This window comes from Microbacterium terrae (genome assembly GCF_017831975.1).
Classification (GTDB): Bacteria; Actinomycetota; Actinomycetes; order Actinomycetales; family Microbacteriaceae; genus Microbacterium; species Microbacterium terrae.
This window is the reverse complement of record NZ_JAFDSS010000001.1, coordinates 3,055,748-3,075,244: the sequence shown is the minus strand read 5'-3', so window position 1 is coordinate 3,075,244 and position 19,497 is coordinate 3,055,748. Positions and strand designations below refer to the sequence as shown.

13 protein-coding genes are annotated in these 19,497 nt (G+C 71.5%); 4 read left to right on the top strand and 9 right to left on the bottom strand.

From position 1 onward, the window contains the following. Positions 1 to 142: 142 nt before the first annotated feature. Positions 143 to 1,477, bottom strand: coding sequence for an HNH endonuclease signature motif containing protein (locus JOD63_RS14035; RefSeq protein ID WP_045276712.1), 1,335 nt, complete (start codon positions 1,475 to 1,477; stop codon positions 143 to 145). A gap of 135 nt (positions 1,478 to 1,612) precedes the next feature. Between JOD63_RS14035 and JOD63_RS14030 the strand changes: the two genes are divergently transcribed. Genes JOD63_RS14030 through JOD63_RS14015 form a run of 4 tightly spaced genes read left to right on the top strand, consistent with a single transcriptional unit; the run spans position 1,613 to position 9,313 of the window. Beyond that, positions 1,613 to 4,888, top strand: coding sequence for a transglutaminase family protein (locus JOD63_RS14030; RefSeq protein WP_045276713.1), 3,276 nt, complete (start codon positions 1,613 to 1,615; stop codon positions 4,886 to 4,888). After that, on the top strand, positions 4,885 to 7,374 hold the full coding sequence (locus JOD63_RS14025; RefSeq protein WP_045276714.1) for a circularly permuted type 2 ATP-grasp protein: 2,490 nt from the start codon (positions 4,885 to 4,887) through the stop codon (positions 7,372 to 7,374). The genes JOD63_RS14030 and JOD63_RS14025 overlap by 4 nt, the downstream gene beginning before the upstream one ends. Continuing rightward, positions 7,371 to 8,270: a transglutaminase-like domain-containing protein gene (locus JOD63_RS14020; protein ID WP_045276715.1), complete on the top strand. Its 900-nt coding sequence runs from the start codon at positions 7,371 to 7,373 to the stop codon at positions 8,268 to 8,270. Before JOD63_RS14025 ends, JOD63_RS14020 begins: the two co-directional genes overlap by 4 nt. A gap of 44 nt (positions 8,271 to 8,314) precedes the next feature. After that, positions 8,315 to 9,313: a zinc-binding metallopeptidase family protein gene (locus JOD63_RS14015; RefSeq protein ID WP_045276716.1), complete on the top strand. Its 999-nt coding sequence runs from the start codon at positions 8,315 to 8,317 to the stop codon at positions 9,311 to 9,313. 97 nt (positions 9,314 to 9,410) lie between these two features. Here JOD63_RS14015 and pucL read toward each other — a convergent pair whose 3' ends face one another. The 8 genes from pucL to JOD63_RS13975 all read right to left on the bottom strand — a co-directional run bounded on the left by pucL (position 9,411) and on the right by JOD63_RS13975 (position 19,370). Next, positions 9,411 to 10,322 (bottom strand): factor-independent urate hydroxylase, encoded by a 912-nt coding sequence (gene pucL / locus JOD63_RS14010; RefSeq protein WP_045276717.1) that lies wholly within the window; start codon positions 10,320 to 10,322, stop codon positions 9,411 to 9,413. 2 nt (positions 10,323 to 10,324) lie between these two features. Next, a complete protein-coding gene (gene uraH / locus JOD63_RS14005) occupies positions 10,325 to 10,663 on the bottom strand; it encodes a hydroxyisourate hydrolase (RefSeq protein WP_045276718.1) in 339 nt (112 codons plus the stop codon). Continuing rightward, positions 10,660 to 11,193 (bottom strand): 2-oxo-4-hydroxy-4-carboxy-5-ureidoimidazoline decarboxylase, encoded by a 534-nt coding sequence (gene uraD / locus JOD63_RS14000; protein ID WP_157004045.1) that lies wholly within the window; start codon positions 11,191 to 11,193, stop codon positions 10,660 to 10,662. The genes uraH and uraD overlap by 4 nt, the downstream gene beginning before the upstream one ends. Before the next feature lie 165 nt (positions 11,194 to 11,358). After that, positions 11,359 to 15,417 (bottom strand): S8 family serine peptidase, encoded by a 4,059-nt coding sequence (locus JOD63_RS13995; protein WP_052682604.1) that lies wholly within the window; start codon positions 15,415 to 15,417, stop codon positions 11,359 to 11,361. Between the two features lie 109 nt (positions 15,418 to 15,526). Beyond that, on the bottom strand, positions 15,527 to 16,564 hold the full coding sequence (locus tag JOD63_RS13990; RefSeq protein WP_052682605.1) for a helix-turn-helix transcriptional regulator: 1,038 nt from the start codon (positions 16,562 to 16,564) through the stop codon (positions 15,527 to 15,529). 40 nt (positions 16,565 to 16,604) lie between these two features. Beyond that, a complete protein-coding gene (locus tag JOD63_RS13985) occupies positions 16,605 to 17,405 on the bottom strand; it encodes an ABC transporter ATP-binding protein (protein WP_045276720.1) in 801 nt (266 codons plus the stop codon). A 25-nt stretch (positions 17,406 to 17,430) separates the two neighbouring features. Beyond that, positions 17,431 to 18,330 carry an ABC transporter permease gene (locus JOD63_RS17870; RefSeq protein WP_211088128.1) on the bottom strand — a complete coding sequence of 300 codons (900 nt, stop codon included), beginning with the start codon at positions 18,328 to 18,330 and terminating at the stop codon, positions 17,431 to 17,433. A gap of 80 nt (positions 18,331 to 18,410) precedes the next feature. Beyond that, on the bottom strand, positions 18,411 to 19,370 hold the full coding sequence (locus JOD63_RS13975; RefSeq protein WP_045274579.1) for an ABC transporter substrate-binding protein: 960 nt from the start codon (positions 19,368 to 19,370) through the stop codon (positions 18,411 to 18,413). Positions 19,371 to 19,497: the final 127 nt, after the last annotated feature.

Genomic DNA, 19,497 nt, shown 5'->3' with positions numbered 1-19,497 from the left:
GAGGCAGTGCGCGAGCGCCCTCTGAGCACGGACGACGGTGGAGACCCCGCGGAGCAGGCCACTCCCGGGCTCCGCCGTCGTCGATTGCCGTCGTCGATTGCCGTCATCGATCGCCGCCATCGAGGGGCGGGTCGTGTGCACCTCAATACGGCGGCGGATCACCGTCGGGGACATCGGTCGGGAGGAAGCGCAGCGTCGGCGAAGGCACGTCGACGTAGGTGCGCCCGGCCGGCGTGGTCCATTCGAGCGATCCGCCTCCGAGATGGCGCACCCTCCACTGCTGCGAGTGCTTCAGCACGTGATGCCGACGACAGACGTGGGCCAGATTGTCGACGCGGGTCTCGCCGCCGAGCGCTGCGTCGTGGCTGTGGTCGATATCGCAGCGCCACACCGGCTGGCGGCACCCCGGAAAGCGGCAGTGCTCGTCGCGCACGCGCAGCGCGCGCTGCAGATCTGCAGTCGGGCGATACCCGTCGACAGCGAGTACGGCTCCGGTGACCGGATGTGTCATCACCCGCGTCCAGCTCGTGGCCCCGCCGGCGAGGCGCCGGGCGGTCTCGGCGTCGATGGGGCCGGCCCCGGCGAGCTCTGCGCCGTCGTCGCGCACCCCCGCGAGCGCCAGCACCGGAAGCGTCACCTGCACGCGCGCGCGGATCGCGTCGAGCCCGTCGCCGGCCGCGAGCGGACCACCCGCGAGCGCGAGGTCGGCGAGGATGTCGGCGCGCAGGTGGTCCATCGTGCGCGCGTCGCGCTCGGCCGGCGTGCCGTCGTCGTCGAACAGTTCGAGCGTCGCAGCGTCGTCGTGCGATGACGCCTGTCGCACTTCGTGCGCCATCTGGGTGAGTCTGTCGTGGATGCCGTGCCCGATCACCGACGGCACCACCGCGAGCACCTCGGCCATGCCGTCTTCGACGTCGCGCACGAACACGCCACGGCGACCACGGGCGCGGCGATGCCGCTCGGCGGCCGACGTCGGCTCGGCGCGCGCGGCGAGGCTGCGCGCGATCGGGCGCAGTCGGCCAGGAGTCTCTCCCTGCGCGCGATCGAGGGCAGTGTGCTCATACCTGCCACGCGCGTCGTCGTCGACGATCGCCGCACCCGCGTCGACGATCACCGACGCGTGCGTGCGGGTGATGCGTCCTTCGGCGAGGGCGGTGTGGGTGGCGGGGAAGCGGGCCACCATGGTCCAGGCATCGGCCATGCGCGCCTGAACGACGCGGTCGCTCACCCGCAGCGCCGCTGCCAGCTCGGCGGTGGTGTTGCGCAGCGGCATCTCGCGGTTGCGGAAGTCTGCCGGAAGCCGCTTCGACTGCAGGTCGGCGATGTCGCGGGCAGCGACGAGAATGACGTTCTCCTGCGCCTGCAGCGTCGCGATCATCGACTGCAACGCGGCGAGCGAGTCGGCCAGGTGCACGAGCGCCGCGTTCTCGGCCGCACGCACGTCACCCGTCGCGTCGTCTGCAGGTTCTATTTCCATGGATCCATCATGGCATGAGGCTCGGACATTTGTTCGAGTCATCTACGGGCGGGCGACCGCGCAGAGCCCAGCGGCATCCGGTTCCGTGCGGTCACACGTAACCACCCGGCAACAGATATGCGCCACCCTGGACCCATGTCGATCAAGGTGGCGCTCGAGCATTACACCGGCTATGACTTCGCCGAGCCGGTGACGGTGCATCCGCATCTCGTGCGCCTGCGTCCCGCACCGCACTCGCGCACGCCGATCGAGGCGTACTCGCTCGCGATCAGCCCGAAGAACCACTTCATCAACTGGCAGCAGGATCCGTTCGGCAACTGGGTGGCGCGCATCGTCTTCCCCGAGAAGGTGAGCCGCCTCGAGATCACCGTCGGCCTCGTCGCCGACATGATGGTGATCAACCCGTTCGACTTCTTCATCGAGGAGTACGCCGAGCGGTTCCCGTTCGCCTACGCGCCCGAGCTCGAGGCCGACCTCGCCCCCTACATGGCGCCCGTCGACGACAGCGCAGAGGCGAAGGCGTGGATGCTGGCGCAGCCGCCGCTCCCGGTGGAGGGTGTGCCGACCGTGCAGTTCCTCTCGGCGCTCAACCGGTCGGTGCACGACGCCGTCGCGTACGACGTGCGCATGGAGCCGGGCGTGCAGTCGCCCGACGAGACGCTGAGCCGTGCGATCGGCTCGTGCCGTGACTCGGCCTGGCTGCTCGTCGCGCTCCTGCGGGCGCACGGGCTCGCTGCCCGCTTCGTGTCGGGCTACCTCGTGCAGCTGGCCGCAGACCAGGCGTCGCTCGACGGGCCGAGCGGTCCGACAGCCGACTTCACCGACCTGCACGCCTGGGCCGAGGTGTTCATCCCCGGCGCGGGCTGGGTCGGGCTCGACGCCACCAGCGCCCTGTTCGCGGGCGAGGGGCACATCCCGCTGTCGGCCACCCCGCATCCGAGCACCGCCGCGCCGATCGAGGGGGCGACGGCGCCGGTCGAGGTGCAGTTCCACTTCCGCAACGAGGTGCGCCGGGTGCACGAGGACCCGCGCACCACCAAGCCGTACACCGGGCAGCAGTGGGAGCGCATCGACGCGCTCGGTGAAGCCGTCGACGAGCGCCTGCGCGCGGGCGACGTGCGCCTCACGATGGGCGGCGAGCCGACGTTCGTGGCGCTCGACGACGCCACCGCCGCGGAGTGGAACACCGCCGCCGACGGCACCCACAAGCGCGAGCTCGCCACCGGCCTCGCCGAGCGACTCCGTGCCGCGTACGCACAGGGCGGAGCCGTGCACCGGGGCGACGGCAAGTGGTACCCCGGCGAGCCGCTGCCGCGCTGGAACATCGCGCTGCAGTGGCGCACCGACGGCGTGCCGCTCTGGCACGATCCGCAGCTGTTCGCCGATCCGTGGACGGGTGAAGAGCATCCGGATGCCGCGGCCCGCGCCGCGGCGCTCGCGCGCCGCATCACCGAGGTGCTGGGCCTCCCGCCCGAGCAGCTGATCCCGGCGTTCGAAGACCCGCTTGCGGTGCTCGCCGCCGAGGTGCGCAAGCCGGCCGGCCCGGCCCCCGACGACGACGGCCTCGACGAGGCGGCGCTCGCCGAGCTCGACGCATCCGTCGCCGAGCCCACCGGATGGGTGCTGCCGATCACGACCGACCACGCCTGGACGAGCCCCGCCTGGCGCTTCCGCCGCGGGCGGCTGGTGCTCACCCCCGGCTCGAGCGCCGTGGGGCTGCGGCTGCCGCTCGACTCGGTCTCGTGGACCGACCCCGAGCAGCAGGGCGAGCCGTCGTACGTCGAAGCCGGGCCGACACTGGCCCCCGGCATCCCCTCCGTCTCGGTGGTCGACCCGGCGGACGCGCCCCGCACCGCGCTCGCGATCGAGGCGCGCGGCGGCCACGTGCTCGTCTTCCTCCCGCCGACCACCACGCTCGAGGCGTACGCCGACCTGCTGACCGTGATCGAGACGGCAGCCCGCGACGTCGGCGTGCCGATCGTTCTCGAGGGCTACGGCCCGCCGCCCGACGCGCGGCTCACGCAGCTGGTCGTCACCCCCGACCCCGGGGTCATCGAGGTCAACGTGCAGCCGACCGGATCGTGGGCCGATCAGCGCGACCTCACCCTGTCGCTCTACGAGCACGCGCGGCACAGCCGCCTCAGCACCGAGAAGTTCGACCTCGACGGCCTCCACACCGGCACCGGCGGCGGCAACCACATCACCCTCGGCGGCACGCAGCCGATCGACTCCCCGCTGCTGCGCCGACCCGACCTGCTCGCGTCGCTCGTGGCCTACTGGCAGCGGCATCCGTCTCTCTCCTATCTCTTCTCAGGTCGGTTCATCGGGCCGACGAGCCAGGCGCCCCGGTTCGACGAGGGTCGCCCCGAAGCGGTCTACGAGATGGAGATCGCGCTGCAGGAGGTGAACCGCCTCGCGGCCGTCACCGACGACCCCGACGCCACCGCCCTGCCGTGGCTCGTCGACCGGGCGCTGCGGCATCTGCTCACCGACCTGACCGGCAACACCCACCGCTCCGAGTTCTGCATCGACAAGCTGTACAGCCCCGACTCCAGCCGCGGCCGGCTCGGCCTGCTCGAGCTGCGCGGGTTCGAGATGCCGCCGCATCCCGAGCTCGCCCTCGTGCAGGCGCTGCTCGTGCGCAGCCTTGTCGCGATGTTCTGGGAGAAGCCGTACACGGCGCCGCTCGTGCGGTGGGGCACGCGCCTGCACGAGGACTTCCTGCTGCCGCAGGGCGCCGCTGCCGACATCGCCGAGGTCGTGGCCGACCTGCGCGCACACGGCATCGCGTTCGAGGAGACGTGGCTCGATCCGTTCGTCGAGTTCCGCTTCCCGCGCATCGGGATGACCCGTATCGGCGGGGCGTCGGGGCACGGCGTCGAGCTCGAGCTGCGTCAGGCGATCGAGCCCTGGCACGTGCTCGGCGAGGAGGCGACGGCCGGCGGCACGGCGCGCTACGTCGACTCGTCGGTCGAGCGCATCCAGGTGCGGGTGCGAGGCGTCGATGCGGCCCGGCACCTCGTGACGTGTCAGGGTGTACCTGTGCCTCTCACCCCGACCGGGCACCTCGGCGAGTACTACGCCGGCGTGCGCTACCGTGCCTGGCAGCCGTGGTCTGCCCTGCATCCGTCGATCCCGGTGCACGCCCCGCTGGTGTTCGACGTGGTGGATGCCGCGGCCGAGGCCTCGCTCGGCGGGGCGACGTATCACGTGGTGCATCCGGGCGGACGCTCGTACGACCACCCGCCGGTGAACGCGAACGAGGCCGAGGCGCGCCGCGCCGCCCGGTTCGCCCCGCACGGTCACACTCCGGGCCGCCTCGACATCGCCGCGATGCGGGAGGCCGGTCGTGCCGCCGCGACCACCGACTACCCGCACACCCTCGATCTGCGGAGGGTTCCCCCGCGGTGACCGTCCTCCACGATTACGCGACGAGCCTCACCCAGGCGACGCTGCCCCTTCCGGGTGGCGACGCGGGGGAGGCCGCGCGCTTCGACGAGGTGATCGGCCCCGAGGGCACCCTGCGCCCGGCGTGGAAGGCCCTGGCGGCTGCGACGCTCAGCCTCACGCCGTCCGAGGTGGATCGCGTCGACGCCGAGATCGCATCGGCGCTCGCCGACGACGGCGTGACATACACGCACCGCGAGGGCACCCGCCCGTGGCGACTCGACCCGTTCCCGCTCGTGGTCGACGCGGCGTCGTGGTCGCGGCTCGAAGTGGGTCTCGCCCAGCGGGCCGAGCTGCTGAACGCGATCATGGCCGACCTCTACGGCGACCAGCGGCTGCTCGCCGACGGAGTCATCCCCGCCGCGGCGGTCGTCGCGCACCCCGGGTTCGTGCGCGCCATCGCCCGCCCGAGCATCGCCGACCGGCATCCGCTCCTCATGACCGCCACCGACCTCGGCCGCGACGCCGACGGCGAGTGGCGGGTGCTGAGCGACCGCGTGCAGGCGCCGTCGGGCCTCGGCTACGCCATGGAGAACCGGCAGGTGATCTCGAGCCTGCTGCCCGAGCTGTACCAGGAAGCCGATCTGCACGGGCTCGCCCCCTACTTCGCGGCGTTCCGCGATGCCCTGCTGCGCAGCGCCGACGCCGGCGACACCGACCCCCGCGTGGTCGTGCTGTCGCCCGGCACCCACTCCGAGACCGCGTACGACCAGGCGTACATCGCGAATCACCTCGGCTTCCCGCTGGTGCAGGGCAGCGACCTCGTCGTGCACGAGGGGAGCGTATGGATCCAGCCGCCGCGCTGGCCGCGCTCGAAGCCCGTCGACCGCGTCGACGTGATCCTGCGACGGGTCGACTCGACGTGGTGCGACCCGCTCGAGATGCGCGGCGACTCGCGGCTCGGCATCGCCGGACTCGTCGAGGCCGTGCGCCGCGGGCGCGTGCACGTCGTGAACGGGCTCGGCGCCGGCGTGCTCGAGAACCCCGCCCTGCTGGCGTTCCTGCCGGGCGCATGCGAGCGCCTGCTCGGCGAGCAGCTGCGGCTGCCGGCGGCACCGGCGTGGTGGTGCGGCGATCGCGAGGGTCTCGCCGAGGTGCTCGCGCGCCTGGGTGACGACCACGGAAGCGTGATCATCCGCACCCTCGACGGCACGGCGGTCGCGGGCACCCCCGACGAGCTGCGCGCGCGCATCCTCGCCCACCCCTACCGCCACGTGGGCATCGGCCGGCTGCCGCTGTCGCACGCGCCGGTGTGGGGGCGCGGCTCCGCGCACTCCCGGCCGCTCGCGCTGCGCGCCTTCACCATGCGCCACGGCTCGGCGTACCGCACGCTCGCGGGCGGCATGGCGACCACGTGGGACCACGACGGATCGCCGCTCACCAAAGACGTCTGGGTGCTCAAGGCTGACGCATCCGAACCCGATCAGGGGCTCCCCGCCGCGTCGCCGGTCGACATGATCCCCTCGATCCCCACGCTCGCACCGCGTGCCCTGGAAGACATGTTCTGGGCCGGCCGGTACGCCGAGCGCGCCGAAGACCTGCTGCGCCTCGTGGTCGCCACCCACGCCCACTTCGACCGGGCGGGCAGCGGCCGCGACCTCGCCGGAGCGGTGCTGCTCGACGTGCTCCACCGCCTCGCCGGCACCCGCTGGCTGGCCGTCGACGACGAGCTGCGCTCCCTGCTCTTAGACGATGACCGCCTCGGCTCGGGCGCCCACGCGCTCGCCCGCATGCGCGGAGCGCTCGAAGGGGTGCGCGACCAGCTCTCGGGCGACACCTGGCGCGTGTTCAGCCTCGCCGACCGCGCGAAGGCCGCGGTGCGGGAGTCTCGTCACAGCCCCCAGATCGCGGATTCGGCCGAGCGCATGCTCACCGGCGTGCTGTCGCTGCACGGCGTGACGGCGAACATGATCCGCGACAGCGGCTGGCACATGATCTCGGCGGGCCGCTACCTCGAGCGGTCGCTGCAGCTGTGCACGCTCCTCCATGCGACGACGACGTCGACGGATGCCGCGGCCACCGACCGCGCCGTGCTCGACGGCGTGCTGCTCGCCGCCGAGAGTCTCGTCACCCACCGCCGCCGCTACCGCGGCTATGGCGGCACGCGCAGCGTGTTCGACCTGCTGCTGAAAGACCTCGACAACCCGCGCTCGCTGGCGTTCTCGCTCGAGCGGCTGCGGGTGCACCTGGCAGCACTGCCCGACTCCACCGGCTCGACCCGACCGGAGCGGCTGCGCGACGAGCTCGCGGGCACGCTCGACGGCGTCGACGTGGCGCTGCTCGCGGCCGAGACCGAGGGCCGACGCCTCGCGCTCGCCGAATTCCTCGACACCACCGCGCGCGACCTGCGCCAGCTGTCGGAGGCGATCGCCGACCTGCACTTCGCCGGTGGCCCGCCCGCGATGCAGATGTCGTCGCTGTCGCTCATCGAGGAGATGGCGCGCGCATGAAGACCTACCTGCTCTCGCACCGCACCGAGTACACCTACGACAAGCCCGTGGGCAACAGCGTCGGCATCCATCACCTGCGCCCCCGCACGCTGGCGTGGCAGAGCGTCTCGTCGCACGCGGTGACGGTCGATCCCCTGCCCGCCGACGTCGCGCCCGACACCGACTACTACGGCAACTCGGTCACCTACTTCCACGTCACCGACCCGCACACGCGGCTGACGATCGACGCGTTGAGCCAGGTGGCCGTGCGCACCCCGGAGTACGACGAGGAGGCGCTCGCGATGCCGTGGGAGGTCGCCCGGCCGCTCGAAGGCGACACCGGACCCGGCGGCTGGGCCGCCACCGAGTTCGCGCTCGAGTCGCCGCGGGTGACCCACACCGCCGAAGCGGCGGCCTACGGCGCGGAGTCGCTGCTGCCCGGCCGCCCGCTCGGCGATGCCGCGACCGACCTCATGCGGCGCATCCATCGCGACTTCGACTACGACACGAAGGCGACGACGGTCACCAGCACCGTCGCCGACGCGATGCGCAAGCGCGCGGGGGTGTGTCAGGACTTCGCCCACGTCGCGCTCGCCTGCCTGCGTTCGCACGGGCTGGCGGCCCGCTATGTCAGCGGGTACCTCGCGACCCAGCCGCCGCCGGGCAAGGAGCGGGTGGTCGGCGCCGACGCCTCGCACGCGTGGCTCGAAGTGTGGCTGCCCGCCTCGAACGAGTGGCTCGCGATCGATCCGACCAACGACCAGTGGGCGAACGACCGCTACATCACGGTCGCCTGGGGCCGCGACTACGGCGATGTCGCGCCGGTGCGCGGCATCATCTGGTCGAAGGCGAAGAAGTCGACGCTACGGGTGTCGGTGGACGTCGCTCCGGTCGATCAGACGCCCGTCGCCGTCTAGTTCGCGCCCGCTCGCGTTCACGTTTCACACGTAGGGTTCTCGACATGCAGGATTTCCGGTGCCGGGTGTGCGACGCCCGACTGTTCTTCGAGAACTCGGTGTGCGTCTCGTGCGGGTCGGCGCTCGGCTACTCGCGGCAGGAGCAGGCGATCGTGCCCGTCGACGAGGCGGGGCGGTACGTGGATGCCGAGGGCCTGATCTGGCACGTGTGCCGCAACCTCAATCTGTCGGGCTGCACCTGGCTCGCCCGGCTCGAGGGCGGGCAGTGCGAGGGATGCGACTTCACCCGCGTGCGTCCGAACGACGCCGACCTCGCGGGTCTCGCCAACTTCGTGCCGGCCGAGCGTGCGAAGCGCCACTTGCTGGCGGAGCTCGACCGGCTGGGCGTGGAGGTGCGGTCGCGCGCCGAGGACGCGGCATCCGGTCTCTGCTTCGACCTGCTCTCGAGCACCCTTCAGCCCGTCGTCACCGGGCACGTCGACGGCGTCATCACGATCGACCTCGCCGAGAGCGAGGCGGCGCACCGCGAGGGGCTGCGCGAGCAGCTCGCCGAGCCGTACCGCACCCTGCTCGGGCACTTCCGCCACGAGTTCGGCCACTATGCGCAGTGGACCCTGGTGACGGATGCCGAAACCCCGCGGTTCCGGGAACTGTTCGGCGACGAGCGAGCCGACTACCAGGCGGCGGTCGACCGCCACTACGTCGAGGGGGCGCCGGCGGGCTGGCAGAGCACGTTCATCTCGGCGTACGCGACGATGCATCCGTTCGAGGACTTCGCCGAGACCTGGGCGCACCTGATGCACATCCTCGACACGGTCGACAGCGCGACGGCGTTCGGACTGACGGATGCCGTCGCCCGCGGCACCGCAGACGTATCGAGCATGCGGGTGCTCGTCGTCGACGTGTGGGTCCCGCTGTCGACTGCGCTCAACGCGGTGAACCGCTCGATGGGCAAGGACGACCTGTACCCCTTCACGATCCCGGCGCCGGTGCTCGACAAGCTCGACTTCGTCGCATCGCTGCTGCCCGCGCGGAGTCGGTAGACGCCTTTCGTCGCGCTGCGCGCGCTCGACGGCGCGGTGGTTCGGTCGTTGAGCGACGAGCGGAGCGAGGAGATGAAACGCCCACCTGCCGCCGGGGTCAGACGAAGGCGGGCAGGTCCACCCAGGCATCCGGAGCGGCGTCGACTCCGTCGCGCACGACGGTGCCCTCGATGAGCCCGTACGGGCGATCGGCGGCGTAGAACACCTCGTTCGGGTTCTCGAGGCCGAAGGGCGCGAGGTCGGCGACGAAGTGGTGCTTGTTCGGCATCGCGAAACGCACCTCGGCGATCTCGGGCCGCGCCTCGATGGCGGCGCGTCCCATCTCGAACAGGGTCTGCTGCAGCGCGAGCGAGTGCACCGTCGCGAATGTCGACAGCAGCACCTCGAGCACCTCGGCGTACAGGCCGTTGTAGTCGATCCCGGCCGCGACCGCCTCCGGGAGGAAGCGCCAGCGCCCGGTCACCGAGGTCGCCATGATGCGGTCGGTCGTCTCGGCGAGGGTCGTGTATCGGTCGCGGGGGAAGCCCGAGAACTCCGACCCCGTCGACTTCAGCACGACGAGGTCCTTGACCCCGCCGGTCACGTGCGTGGCGCCGCCGATCTTCTGCACGGCCGCGAGGCGCACGGCCTTGCCGGATCGCACGAACGAGTGGTCGTGCGGGATGCCGCCGACGACGATGCGCTCCCACTCGTACTGCTCGGCCTGCCAGAGACCGCCGTCGATCCACTCGAAGGCGTCGACGAAGTGGGCACCCAGGATCTGCAGGTAGTCCTCGGGAGAGGTGATTCCGTGCTCCTTCGCGAACGCGAACGCGGTGTTCTTCTGCGTGTCGGTCGCGACGACCAGGGCGTTGTCGCCCTCGAGGAACGACGACGCGAGGGCCTCCCCGCGCAGCTGAGAGGTGACGTTGAGGTCGACGATCTCGTGCCGCGGAGTGTCGCGGTACACCCGCACGATGCGGTTCTCGGCCTTGCCGTACTTGTTTGCTCCGAGGCTCACGGACACCATGGCTAACTCCCTCTGTAGGTCGAATACGCGAACGGGCTCAGCAGCAGTGGCACGTGGTAGTGCCGGTCGGTGTCTTCGACGGTGAAGGTCACGGTGACGAGCGGATAGAAGGTGGGGATGCCGCGGTCGGCGAACCACGCGCCGGTGCCGAACGTGAGCGCGTACATGCCCGCGTCGAGGCGCTCCGGCCCGAGCGCGAGCCGCCCGTCGGCGTCGGTGAACCCCTGGGCGACGCCCTCGGTGCCGCCGCCGGGCAGGTGGCGTGCCAGCGAGACGACGACGTTCGCGGCGGGGGCGCCGCTGGTCGCGTCGAGCACGTGGGTGGTGAGGTGGCTGGTCATGGCACCATCCTGGCGTCGGAGGCGCCGGTCATGGCACCGCGCAGGCGCAGCAGGGCGATCTCGGCCAGCTGCCCGAGGGCTTCGGATGCCTCGGCCTCGTCGTCGTTCCCCAGGCGACGCTGCAGCTCCGCGAGCATCTCGTCGGGGGTCCGGCCGGCCGCGCGGATGAGGAACACGCGGCCGAACCGGGTCTCGTAGGCGGCATTGCCGGCCGCGATCTGTGCGGTGACGTCGGCCGCAGCATCCGTCATCGACGCCTGTTCGCGACGGGATGCCGTCGCTTCGGCGCCCGCCCCCGCGGGCTTCTCGCCGATGCGCGGGTGGTGGGCGAGGGCCGCGTCGAGGTCTGCGCGGGTCCAGCCGGCTGCGAGCTCGGCGGCCCGGGCCGCCAGGGCGTCGACCGTGCCGTAGGGCCGGTCCGCGATGACGGCATCGACCCAGGGCCTGATCGCCGCCCACACCGACACGACCGCGCGGGCGTCGGCCTCGGGCAGCCGGTCGAACTCGTCGATGTGCATGGGTGTCCTCACCGCGCCGAGGCTACCGGGATCGAGTCGGCCCGGTGTTACCGCGCTGTGTCCTGCGTGTGACCGCCGCCGGGAGCCCCGATGGCACGGGCAGGCTGTGCTTCCGGGCGCAGGCCGACGGGCGGGGCCGCGATGCGACCCCGCCCGTCGATCCCGCCCAGATGGGGATCAGCCCGTGCAGCGCAGGGCGTCGTAGGCGGCGTCATACTCCGTCGTGACCGCCAGGGTGCCGACGGTGCCCGCTGCCGTGACCTTTGCTGAGCCGCCGTCGCGCAGGCGCTGCACGCCCGTGTCGAACAGCTTGTACGCGGCCTTCCCCGCCTCCACGTCGGCGACGGTCGTCGACCCGAACGGCGTGGTGAGGGTGATGTCGGCGGTGACGTCGCTGCGGTTGAGCGCATGCACCGCCACCGCGACCTTGCCGTTCACGCACTGGCTGCGGGCGCTGACCTTCGCGTCGATGCGGCCGCCGACCTCGTACGAGCGGATCGTCGTCTGCTGCACGGTCGAGCCGTCGGCGCCGGTCATCTTCGTGCGCAGGTGCACGAAGGTGCCGGCCGGCACGTCGTTGGGCACGTTCGCGCGCCAAGTGCCGTCGTCGCCCCGCGTCACCGCGACGTCGGTCCACGCGGTGACCGCTGCGACCGTCGCCTGGGCGCCGGTGGCGTACTGCAGGGTGACCGACGACAGGTCGGCCGCCTCGCCGGTGGAGTCGTCCACCGCGCCCAGCACGATCTCCGCGTCGGTGCCGGAGAGCACTCGGCTGGTCAGATCCATGGAGACGTCGACCGACGGGACGAGCACCGCTTGAGCGCCCTGCAGCGACCGGTCGGTGCGGAACGTCCAGTCGGTCGTGTACGCGGCGCCGAGCTTCTGCGTGGTCAGCAGCCGACGCGTGAACGCCTGCTGCACGCGCACCTCCGCACCCGATTCGGGCACCGCGTAGACGCCGGCCGCCGGCGTGGTCGCCGTGCCGTCGACCCACACGCCGCGCGTGCGACTGTCGGCGTAGATGTAGCCGGTCGAGTCGTGCCCGGCCGCGTCTCCCCACCACCCGAGCGTGAGCTCGAGTCCGTTGCGGTCGCGGTTGAGGATCGGCGCACCGAAGGTGTTCGCCGATGCGCCGAGCGGCGTCTTGAACCACGACGTCGGCTCGGTCGTTCCGGCCTCGTAGGTGCGCGGGCCGTCGAATGATGCGGCGTTGGCGATGTTCGACGTCATGCGGCTGATCGTCGTCCAGGTCACGTCGGGCGAGGCGGTGTAGTACTCCGTCCGCTCGAGCGGCGCGTTCGCCGGGAGCATCGACCCCGAGGCGTACACCGAGGTCGCCCCGGGCATCTCGAGCGAGATGTCGAGGTACCAGGTGTTCGACTCAGCCGCCATCGTGTAGTACTTCGTCGGGACCTCCGCGAGGTCGTCCTCGCGGAGGCGCTGGACACCGGAGGGAACCTTGCCGTCGACGACCGTCGCGACGTTGTACACGTACGGGCTCGAGCCCGCCGCGCTGCCGTCCCAGGTCATGGTGACCGGGCCGGCCTCGAGCTCGGCGATCAGCGCGTCGGCGTCGGCCCGGGTGATCGTGGCCATCGGCAGGGTCACGCCCGCGCCCGTGATCTGCACGCGGCCGGATGCCGACGACGAGTAGGCGATGACGCCCTTGGCCCCGCGGCCGCTCAGCTCGTTGCTCCACTGCAAGGAGTTTCCGCCCTGCACCGAGGTTGAGCCGTCGATGAGGACGATCCTGCCCTCGACGTCGGCGGCCGCGAGGTTCGCCGCCGTGCCCGGACCGACATTGACGAGCTCGGCCGAGCCGGCGCCGTCGTACTCGGGGGCGTAGACCACCGCGACATCGTCGACGGTGCGACCGCCCGACGAGGTCATCTCGAGGCCGGGTGCGACGAGTCGGGCCGTGGCCTCGAACGTGAAGCGGTCGTCGACGTTCTCCTTCTTCGTGAACAGCTGCTTGACGTACGAGGGCACCGTGGTGAGCGATCCGGTCTTCGACCCGCCGTTCTCCATCAGGCCGTAGGTGTAGCCGATCGAGAAGCCGCGGGGCTCGGTTGCCTGCGGAGCCTTCCAGCTCAGCTGGGTCGCCTCCTGCGCGTCGAGCACGATTGTGGTGTCGCCCGTGATCTTCACGGCGTGCTCGTACAGCTGGGTGACCGACTCGACGAGGCTTCCGGCCCCGGGGGCATCACGGGTGAGGATGGTGGCGCCGAAGTCGTAGCTGCCGTGCGGCAGGGTGAGCACGACGCTGCCCGTCCCGACGCCGTAGCCCCCTGAGGTGCCGTCCTCGACGTTGATGACCCGGAACGAGGAGATGGTGTCGGGCGATGCACCGCGGCGGTCCTTGGTCACGACGGTGACCTTCGCGGTCGGCCCCTCCATCACGACCGAGAACGGCACGGTGACGCGCTCGCCGTCCGCACCGGTTCCGATGAGGCGGGCGGTGACGGTGCCGTAGTCGCCGGCCTGCAGCTTGACCGACGGGTCGATGGTGATCGGCACGTCGATCGAGTCGCCTGCGGGCACCACGATCGCGTTCTTCTTCGTGCCGAGCTTGAACATCGCGCCGGGGACGCTGCTGCCGTCGTCGCCGAAGGCCTGGAGCTCGAGGTCGAGCGCGATGTCGTCGGCGGAGGAGTTGGTCAGCGTGACCTTCGACTGCTTGGTGCCGAGGCCCGACTGCGGGTACGCGAAGGTCGCGAGTTGCCGGCCCGGAGCACCCGAGACCGCCTGCGCGACGGCGCGGCCGACGTCCATCGGGCCCGCGCCCTGCTCGAGCACGGGCTCGTCGACCGCGGACGCCGACGACGTCAGGCGCGCCTTGAGCTCGGCCGGCGTCAGGTCGGGGTGAGCCTGAAGGACCAGTGCGGCGCCTCCGGCGACGTGGGGCGTGGCCATCGAGGTGCCCGAGTATGCGACGTACGGCATGTCGGCACCGCCGCCGGTGCGGGCGGCGACGACGTCGACACCCTGGGAGGCGATGTCGGGCTTGGCGGCTGTGCCGCCCACCGACGGGCCGCGGCTGGAGAACGGCGCGGTCACGTCGTCACGGTCCAGGGCGCCGACGGTGAGCGCCGAGGGGGCGCATCCGGGCGTCGAGACCTGGGCGCGCAGACCCTCGTTCCCGGCGGCGATGACGAACAGGGCCCGGTCGGACAGCGCCTCGACGAGGGCGACATCCGGTCCGGCGCAGACCGTGTTCGAGGAGTTGCCGAGCGACATCGACACGACGTCGGCCCCCTGGTCGACCGCCCACTGCATGCCCGCCATGATCCACGAGCTCTGACCGCTGCCGTCGTCTCCGAGCACCTTGCCGATCAGAAGATCGGCTCCGGGCGCCATGCCGGCATAGGTGCCGTCCGAGGCGGCACCGGTGCCGGCGACGCTCGACGCGGTGTGGGTGCCGTGGCCGTTGCCGTCCTGCACGGCCTGGTTCGTCACGAACGAGGCGCTGCCTGCGACCTGCCCGTCGAAGTCGACGTGCTTCTGGTCGTAGCCCGTGTCGAGGACGGCGACAGTCACGCCGGTGCCGTCGAAGCCGAGCTCGTGGGCGACGTCGGCGCCGGTCAGCGGCACGGTGGGGGTGAGCCCGTCGAGGAGCGCGGTGCCCTCGACCTTGGCGTCGAGCCAGATGCGCTCGACGCCCGCGCTGCTGCGCGCCCCTGCTGCCGGGTTGAGACTCGCCCAGGCCGCAGCGGCGCGCTCCTTCGACACGGCGAGGGCATCGGCGCCGATCTCGTCGAAGTCGGCCGTCACCGTGGTGCCGCGGATCGCGCTCCGGCTCGCGGGGGCGCCCTCGGCGTACTCGACGATCACGGGGAGCGTCTCGGTCGACGCGTCGTCGTACCCGTCGGCCCACAGCTGCGCGATGTCGAACAGGCGGCGGTCGAGCGTGCCGTCGTCGACGAGGGACTGCACATCGGCGGGCACGACGTAGGTGCTGTCGCCGTCGATCCAGGTCGACCACACCTCCTCGACGCCGTCGGCGCTCTCGAGGCGCAGTGCGCCGAGGTCGCCGTCCGCGCCGACGGTCGCGTGGACGACGTCGCCGGTGACGAGGGTGAACGAGACCGCGCGCGATCCGCTCGCCGTCTCGGCCAGCTCCGCGGGAGCGGGCTCCTCGGCGGACGCGGTGGTGACGGTGAGTGCGGATGCCGCGGTGAGGGCCGCTGCTGCAGCCGTGGCGGCGAAGATGCGCAGGATGCGCGGGTGATGTTGCATGCCAGTCCCTTCGGGTCGATTCCACCCTGCGGGAGCGGACGGACGACCGACAGCCGATCGCGCGGCGAACTGATGCCACGGCGAGATCTCGCCACGGGGGCGACGGAACTCAGACCCAGTTGCTGCGCAGGGCGTGCCAGCCCAGCTGCGACCGCGTTGTGACCCTCGCCTCGTCCATGAGAGCACGCAGCCGGCGCTGCACGGTGCGCGGCGAGATGTCGAGCTGCCGCGCCATCGCCGTGTCGGTGAGTCCGGCGAGCATGAGCTGGAGGAGTCGTCGGTCGGCCGGCTCGAGGGGCGTCGTGCCCGGCTCGTACGGGCGGGCGTGACGCCACACCGATTCGAACAGCTCGATTCCGAGCACCACCAGCGGGCGGTGGAGCACGACCGCCGTCGTCGCGCTGACCTGCAACATCCCGACGTTGCCGTCGGCGATCGCGAGCTTGATGAGCGGAGCATCCGCGATGCGCACCTCGTGCCCCATCGCCACCCGGTTGTCGAGGGCGCGCAGGGCCTCCGGCTCGGTGAGGAAGTCGCCGTCGGCCACCACTCGGAAGGCGACCGGCGGGAGGCCATCGGGGGATTCTCCCGGATCGGCCGGGGCCGCCTCGACCGGGTTGACGAGGTTGGGCGCCCTGATCGCCGTGGCGATGTCGATGACCGCGTTGCGTCCGGTCTGGAACGCGTCGATCGTGACGCGGGCACCGCGCTGGAGCTGGCGGAGGCGGTGGGCCTGAGCGTCGCGTCCCTCGATGAGCTCGAGGTAGTCCGACGGCGATTCGGCGACGTGCTCGCGCTGGTAGAGGTCGACCAGGTCGTACAGGGCCGCCTCGGCGTGGTGGAGGCGTCTGCGCGCGCGGCGGAGCACCGGGCCGAGCGCCGCGTCGGGCGCGGTCGCCCGCCACCGCGCCGCGGGATCATCGGCGGAGTCGACTCCGTCTTCAGGGGCGAGCCTGGACGGCGAGATGAGTCCGAGGTCGCGCAGGCGCCGGATGCTGCGGAGCACCTTCTTCGGGCTCCGGTCGATGGCCCGGGCGACGTCGTCGGCGCTCGCGCCGATGTTGCCGACGATGAACCGGTACACCTCGTCGTCGGTGGCAGTGCCGTCGATGCCGAGACCGCTCAGCATCGACCCGTCCCGCGTCATGGATCCATTCTGTGCCGTGACGCGCGGCGGCGCATGCGGCTCAGACCGGCTCCACCACGGCGTGCACGAGGTCGGAGATCTCGCGCTTGTACTCGTTGAAGGCGGGGCTCGTGATGTCGCGCTGGTCGGGCAGGTCGATGTCGACGATGCGGTTGATGTGTCCGGGGACTCCGTGTGCGGCGCCGCCGGTCATCACGACGACCCGGTCGGCGAGGAAGACCGCCTCTTCGATCGAGTGCGTGATGAAAAGGACGGTGGTGCGGGTCTCGCGGTGGATGCGCTTGAGTTCGGCCTGCAGATCGGACCGGGTCAGGGCGTCGAGCGCGCCGAACGGCTCGTCCATCAGGAGCACCTTGGGCTCGTTGGCGAGCACGCGCGCGATCGCGACCCGCTGCTGCATCCCGCCCGACAGCTGTCCGGGGTACTTGCCGGCGAAGCGGGTGAGGCCGACGGCCTCGATGTAGCGGTCGACGAGTTCGGCCACCCGGGCGCGCGGCACCCGTCGGCGTCGCGGCCCGTAGGCGACGTTCTCGCGCACGGTGAGCCAGGGGAACAGTCCGTAGTCCTGGAAGACCACGCCCCGCTCGGGGCCGGGACCGGTTATCGGGGCGCCGCCGAGTGCGATGGAGCCGCTCGTCGCCTCTTCGAAGCCGGCGAGGATGCGCAGCACCGTGCTCTTACCGCAGCCCGAGGCCCCGACCACGGCGACGAATTCGCCGGAGTCGATGTGCAGGTCGACGTCGGCGACCGCCTGCACGCCGGCCCACTCGGGCCCGTAGCGCTTTCCGAGGTCGACGATGTCGACGGCGGCCGAGGTGTGTGCGGGGGTGTCGATGCTCATGTCGGTTCTCCGTTGGTCCGCAGGGTCACTTGATGAGGGGGCGGCCGCGCGTGCCGAGGCGGAACGCCCCGACGAGGAGGCGATCCGAGAGGAAGCCGGCGGCGCCGATCACGATCATGCCCACCACCACCTGGTCGGTGCGCACCACGTCACGGGCGAGGATGATGTCGGCTCCGAGGCCGACGCTCACGCCGACCGACTCGCCGAGCACGAGCACCACCCAGGCGATGCCGAGGCCGACGCGCAGACCGTTCATGACGGCGGCGGCGGATGCCGGCACGACGACCTGGGCGAGCACCTCCCACTTGCGAGCGCCTAGCATCTGCCCGGCCTCGATGAGTCGCGGAGGCACCTCCTTCGAGCCGCTGATCGCGCCGAGCACGATCGGGAAGAAGGCCGACAGGGCGATGAGGAAGACGGTGGCCTGGTCGCCCCAGCCGATGAGGAGTCCGACGAGCGGCACCCACGCGGTCGCGGGAATCGGGCGGAAGAGGTTGATGAACGGGTCGAAGAGCGAGTCCATCGTGTAGTACCGGCCCATGAGGATGCCGAGGGGGATGGCGATCGCCGCGGCGATCGCGAAACCGGTCAGCACCCGCAGGCTCGAGGCGCCGAGGTTGATCCACAGCTCGCCCGAGAACGCGTCGGGGTCGGCGCTGCCGAACGCATAGTTCCACAGCGCCGTGATCACGTCGGCGGGTGCCGGCAGATACTCCATGCGGATGCCGACGACCGGCACCTCCCAGGCGTTCTGCTGTCCGACCTGCCAGAACACCAGGAACAGGAACGGGACCGGGAGGGCCAGGAGGAAGCGCTTGAGGCCCGTGCGGTTGTTGGGGCGACGGGCGGGCGGGCGCCGGCGCACCGGGCTCGCAGCCGCGGCGGGCGCCTGGTCGGCGATCGCGGTGTCGGTGGTCTCGGCCACGACGGCTCCTTCGGGAGACGGGAAGGGGGAGGGGGAAGGGAGCGGGGGCGGCGTTCGGGTCGCCGCCCCCGCTCACCGGATCACGGTGCGAACGAGGTGTCGACGATGTCGTCGGCGCCGGGCGCTTCGTCGATCAGGCCGATCTCGGCCATCGCCGTGGCGAGGGCTTCGAGCTGACCGACGTACTCGTCAGACAGGTCGGAGCGCAGCCAGAAGTTCTCGAGCGCCGAGGTGAAGACCGCCTCGTCGCCGCCGAACTCCTCGACCATTCCGGGGAGCCACTCCTCGATGTTGTCGGCCATGTACTCGGTGGTGGCTGCGTGGGTGTCGACGACCTTCTGCACGACCTCGGGGTTCTCCTCGATGTACGCGCCCGTCGTGATCAGGCCGATGTTGACCTTGCCGATCTCGGTCGAGTACGGGTCGAGCACCTCGGTGCCGCCGTTGCCCTTCGCGATCGAGACGCCGATCTCGACGCCCATGAACGCCGCGATGTCGCCGGCCGTGAACGCGGCAGCCATCTCGGGCACCGGGATCGGGGTGAGCTCGAAGTCCTCGGGCGTCATGCCGGCCTCGTCGATCAGCAGGCGCAGCGCGACCTCCTGGGCGGACCCCTGGATGATGCCGATCTTCTCGCCCGTCAGCTCGTCGAGCGAGGTCTCGCCATTGCCGATGAAGCCCGAACCGCCGTCAGCCGCGCTCGCGACGATCTTCAGGTCGCGGTCCTGCGCGATCGACGCGATCGAGGGCGTGACTCCCGAGATCGCGAAGTCGATCGAGCCCGACACCAGCGCGTCGGAGAGCGCGGGCGTGGTGTCGAGGGTGACGACCTCGAACTTCACCCCGTCCTCGGCGTAGTCGTTGTAGAGGAAGGGCTGGTAGAAGTGCGGCTGACCGCGGAGGGTGCCGACCTTGACGGTGACGGTCTCCTCGGCGGAGGCGGCGTCGTCACCGCCCGACGAGCTGCAGCCGGCGAGGGTGAGTGCTGTGACGGTCGCGGCTGCTGCCGCGATGAGGATTCGCATGCGCGAAGAGGGCATGGGTGGATGCTCCTGATTCGGGTGACCGGCGCGTGGCGGCCCGGCCGTGGACGGGGGTGCTGGTGGGACTGGCCTCATTCAAACCCCGGCGGTCGCGCCGGGTGTGAAGCCCGTGTAACGAGTGCGT